We start from the raw sequence: 4,520 nt of genomic DNA, 5'->3' as shown, positions 1-4,520 counted from the left end.
GCGCGGGACCGCGAGCAGCAGCCGTTCCCGTGCGAGCGGCGCCGTCGCGATCGCGGATTTCGGATCCTGCAGGACCGGACTTGGCCGCAGGATCGCGAGATCGGTGCGGTTCTCGCCCAAAGCCAGGATCTGCTCGCCGTCACGTCGGCGGCGACCGTGGCGATCCCGGCAGCCGCGAGTTCGGCCAAGCGGTCGGTCCGACGGGCGAGGGCCGTAACGGAGCCCTGCGCGGCGAACCGCTCCGCGACCGCCCGGCCGATGCCGCTGCTCGCTCCGACGACGAGGATGTGTCCCGCGGCCTCTGCCATGCTCACCGCCTCAGGCTTGCAGCTTCGTACCGGCGATGCTGAGGAGATCGTCGGTGGTGGCTGCCTCTGCGATACGCGACGGCTCGACTTCGAGACCCAACGTGTCGAATAGCGCCATGATGTTGAGGATGCCGAGGGAATCGAAGGTCTCGATCTCGCCGAGCTTCTGGCCGCGCGCGAGCGGCCCCGGTTGATCCAGGATCGCGCCGAGCTCATCCAGGAACCCAGCCTCGGTCATCACGTGGTCTCCTCAAACTTCAGGACGGGCGGCGCGTAGATCCGGTCAGTTTCGATCACGCACGCACCCCAGCTCAGGCCCACGCCGAACCCGGCCAGCACCGCGCGCAGCGGCCGGTGCGAAAAATCCTCCGCCAGGAAGCCCGAGATCGTGCCCGGGATCGAGGCTGAGTTCTGGTTCCCGTAGACGGATTGCGTCCCCGAGGGAAGCTTGCCGTCGTCGAGGCCCAGGCGCCGTTGCAGGTTCTTCAGGATGTACTTGTTCGGCTGGTGCAGAACGTAGAAATCCGGCTCTTCCGGCCCCATGCCGGCGGCCGCCAGGATATCGGTAATCAGCGGCGGGACGCGCTTGAGCGTAAAATTGAAGACCTGTGCCCCGTCCATGTGCATGGAAGCGGGCTTGTCCCGGTCCTCGGCATCCGCGCGCAGGCCGCTGTGCGGGATGAACAAGGCCTTCTCGCCCGACCCGTCGCTGTGGAGCTGGAACACGCTGTCGGTGTCGCGCCGCTCGACCAGGACGGCGGCGCCTGCATCGCCCATGATGGGAGTGATGGCCCGGTCGTCCGCAGCGACCATGCGGCTTGCCACGTCACCGACGCAGAGAAGGACGCGGCTCAGTCCCGACTCGACGAGGCTATAGGCGACCGAGAGACCGTACACGAAGCCACTGCAGCCCAGCCGCATGTCGAAACAGAGCGTGTCGGTGCGCAGGCCGAGCCGGTGCTGAAGGCTGATTGCCGTTGACGGCGAACTGTAGTCGGGCGTCTGCGTGACCAGGATCAGCCCGTCGAGATCCTCCGGCCGCAGACTGAGGCCGCCGAGAAGCGTGCGGGCGGAGTGCAAGCAGAGATCGGCCGTCGTCGTGTCGTCGCGCACGACCACGTGTCGCGTGGTGAAGCCCATCGCGCGCTTGAGCCGCTCGGCTTCCTCGGGCGACATGCCGAGACTGGCCGCCTCCGCGTCGAAAGCGAGGGCCCGGCCGCCGACCGTGGTGACGAGGCCGCTGAGGCCTGCGTGCCGGAACCGCAGCTCAGCCACGGGCCACCGCGGCCGCGACGTAATCGAACCAATTCTGGAGCCGGCGCAGGGGCGAGCGTGTGCTGTCGAGGATGCTCTCGTCCGCCAGCGGCACGTAACGGCCCGCAACGGTCTCGATCTCGGACTCGGTCTCCAGCAGCAGTTCCACCACCGCGAAAGAATCGATCTTGTCGAACAGGTCGTCCTCCGGACCGAGCGCGGCGAGTTCCGGGCGCCCCCATGTCTCGACGAGGCGGTCCAGCGTGGCTCGGGCCGCGGCGGCGGCGCCCTCAGTCGGCGATGATGTGGATGTAGGCGGTGTCATCCGGTCCTCGGGTCAATCGATAGTCCTTGCCCTCGGGGCCAGAGCCGATGAGCGCGAACCCGTTCTCGTCCAGGAAAGTCTCGACCATGCGGTTTTTGGCGCTCGGGCGGTAATGGGCCCGTAGCGCCGGGTTGGCCTCTGCGCCGCACACGTAGCGCAGAACTTGGCTCTCAATGCGGCGTCCGAGAGCCCGGCAGCTCATCAGGAACGTCTCGAGTTCGCCGCCCCGGACGATGGCGACCCCGACGATGCCCATGTCGCCGAAGCGGTCGACCACCCGGGCCGCGTAGACGCCGCCCTCCCGCATGGCGGTGGCGACCTCGTCCTCGGTGTAGCGCCGGGTCGTCAGGTTGAACTGGTTGGTCTTGTTGATCAGCTGCGTGACCCGCCGCAGGGAGCCCGGGTTGTTGCGGGAGACATGAACCCGGATCTCGAGGGAGGCGAGGTAATCGTCCATCGAGGCGGCCGAGCGCTGCAGCTCCTGCCGCTGCGCCTCGCCGCGGTACTGCTCCGTCTTGGCCAGATCCTCGGCGGTGACGTTCCGGGCGCGCAAGGAAGCGATGCCGTCGAGCAGGGTGAGCGCCTGCTCGGGGCGCGTCCGGTCGAACAGGTGGCACTCGACCCCGGGGAGCCGGGCGCGGACCTCCTCGATCTCGAAGGGGTTGTCGTCGAGGAAGACGAAGCTGTCGAGGCCGAGGTTCAGCGTCGCCGCGAGGTCGCGGATGTTCTCGCTCTTCTCCGACCAGTTGCTGCGGTAGGCCACGAAATCGTCGAGCCGCAGCGGCATCGCGCGCTGGGCGAAGACCGCGCGGAAATCCTCCTCGTTGTTCTTCGTCACCGCGCAGAGCAGGATCCCGAGGCCCTTCAGGCGCAGGAGCTGGCGCTGGAGCTGGGTGTGGACGATCCCCGGATAGTCGCTGTCGACCTCCAAGTTCTCCACCCCGTCCTCGCCGACGACGCCGCCCCAGAGGGTGTTGTCGGCGTCGACCACCACCACCTTGCGCCGCGCCCGCAGCCGCGCCGCGACGGCGTCGGCGTAGCGCGCGTTGAGCGCGTCCACGGCGGCCGGGGCGTAGGGCATCTGGTACATGTACCGGTTGCGCTCGCGGAAGGCGTTGGCGAAGCCGAGCAGCGCCAGGGCGCCGGCGGCGTCGACGACGCTGACCCGCTCCTGAGCCCGGGCGAGGTCGAACAGCACCGCGTTCACCCGCGCCAGGGCATCAAGCTGGTCGTGGAGGTCGCTCTCGACGGAGGAGAATGGCACGAACGGCACGGTATTGAGGATGATCGTCCCCGGCGCCCGGGCGAGCCGCGCCGAGACCAGCTCGGCGAGGCCGCGCGCGCGGGCGACGGCCGCCTCGTCCGGGGCGACGTCGAAGAACCAGCGGTGGTCGAGATGCACGATCAGGACGTCGGCGGCGGCGGGACCCGCCAGCACCTGCTCAATCTGTCCGATGGGGAGATGCTCGCAGGAGACCGTGGCGAGATCCGCGAGGCGGCCCGCCACCTTCCCGAACGGGTTGGTGACGACGTTTCCGACGAAGCCGATCGACAGGGCGCGAGCCGTGGTCATCCTCGATACCGGTCCCTGCGACATCCTGCGGATGCCTGCCCTCCGGCGATCGACCGGCCCCTTACCGTGCGTGCGAGCGCCGCCCTCTTGCGAGATCGCGTGTCATAAAGCAAGGGGCCGGGCACCCGGCGGCCGGCCAGCCCGGACGGGGCGGGGACCGGCCGAGGAGGAGCTGCGCGATGAACGGATCCGGTTCGGACGACGCCGCCACGACGCGGATCTGGACCGAGGCGCACCAGGCCGCCTTCGCGCGGGCCACGGGGGACGTGAACCCGATGCACATGGATGCGCGGATGGCCCGGCGGACGCTCGCCGGCGAGCGGGCCGTCCACGGCGTCCACGCCGCCCTCTGGGCCCTCGATGCCTGCGCCGACGCCCATCCTGTCGACCGGCTCGCGACACTGCAGATGCGGTTCGAGCGGTTCGTGCTGGTCGGGGATTGCACCGTGCTGACGGTCCACGCGGCGGACGCAGGGCAGCTGCGCCTGTCCCTCGCGGTGGACGGCGTCCGCACCCTGACGATCCAGGCGACCTTCGCGGCGGACAAAGCCCCGGCCCAGCCGGTCGAGACGGCGCCCACCGCGATCCCCGCGGAGCCGATCGCCCGCGATCCGGCGGCCCTGACGGGGCTGGCCGGAGCCTTCACGCTGCCGGACCCGGCGGCGATCGCCGCGCTGGCGCCGCGCCTCGCCCGCGCCCTCGGTCCCGGCCGGGTCGCCGCCCTGGGCGGACTCTCGACGCTCGTCGGCATGTTCGTGCCCGGCCTCCACTCGATCCTCTCGAAGATCGACGTGACCGTCACCGACGGGGATGCCGGCTCGAGCCTCGGCTACGCGGTGAAGCGGTTCCAGCCGATGCTGCAATCGGTGACGCTGGACGCCGCCGGCCCCGGCCTCATGGCGCGGGTCGAGGGCTTCGTCCGCCCGCGGCCGGTGGAGCAAGAGAGCCTGCAGGACCTCGCGGCCCTGGTGGAGCCGGGCGCCTTCGCCGACGTGTCCGCGCTGATCGTCGGCGGGTCGCGGGGCCTCGGCGCCGCGACCGCCAAGCTGATCGCCGCAGG

The 4,520-nt window shown here is 70.1% G+C and carries 6 protein-coding genes; 1 reads left to right on the top strand and 5 read right to left on the bottom strand.

The genetic code is table 11. The annotated features are described in order from the left end of the window. The 5 genes from I53_RS34995 to I53_RS09835 form a co-directional block, all read right to left on the bottom strand. The coding region (locus tag I53_RS34995) for an SDR family NAD(P)-dependent oxidoreductase (RefSeq protein WP_251982274.1) at window positions 1-308 on the bottom strand (308 nt) is incomplete at its 3' end. Window positions 309-318: 10 nt separating this feature from the next. After that, complete coding sequence (locus tag I53_RS09850; RefSeq protein ID WP_043349846.1) at window positions 319-546, bottom strand: hypothetical protein; 228 nt, start codon at window positions 544-546, stop codon at window positions 319-321. After that, window positions 546-1,583: a ketoacyl-ACP synthase III gene (locus I53_RS09845; protein WP_043349843.1), complete on the bottom strand. Its 1,038-nt coding sequence runs from the start codon at window positions 1,581-1,583 to the stop codon at window positions 546-548. The genes I53_RS09850 and I53_RS09845 overlap by 1 nt, the downstream gene beginning before the upstream one ends. After that, window positions 1,576-1,887 carry a hypothetical protein gene (locus I53_RS31125; protein ID WP_083936015.1) on the bottom strand — a complete coding sequence of 104 codons (312 nt, stop codon included), beginning with the start codon at window positions 1,885-1,887 and terminating at the stop codon, window positions 1,576-1,578. The genes I53_RS09845 and I53_RS31125 overlap by 8 nt, the downstream gene beginning before the upstream one ends. Next, window positions 1,853-3,460: an HAD-IIIC family phosphatase gene (locus tag I53_RS09835; RefSeq protein WP_043349841.1), complete on the bottom strand. Its 1,608-nt coding sequence runs from the start codon at window positions 3,458-3,460 to the stop codon at window positions 1,853-1,855. The genes I53_RS31125 and I53_RS09835 overlap by 35 nt, the downstream gene beginning before the upstream one ends. A 179-nt stretch (window positions 3,461-3,639) precedes the next feature. Here I53_RS09835 and I53_RS09830 point away from each other — a divergent pair. Further along, on the top strand, window positions 3,640-4,520 hold an 881-nt coding region (locus I53_RS09830), incomplete at its 3' end, for a MaoC family dehydratase (protein ID WP_043349838.1).

The sequence above is a fragment of the Methylobacterium sp. B1 genome (assembly GCF_000333255.1).
Lineage (GTDB): Bacteria > Pseudomonadota > Alphaproteobacteria > Rhizobiales > Beijerinckiaceae > Methylobacterium > Methylobacterium fujisawaense.
Note: the sequence above shows the minus strand (reverse complement) of the source record. Positions and strands in the feature narration are given on the sequence as shown.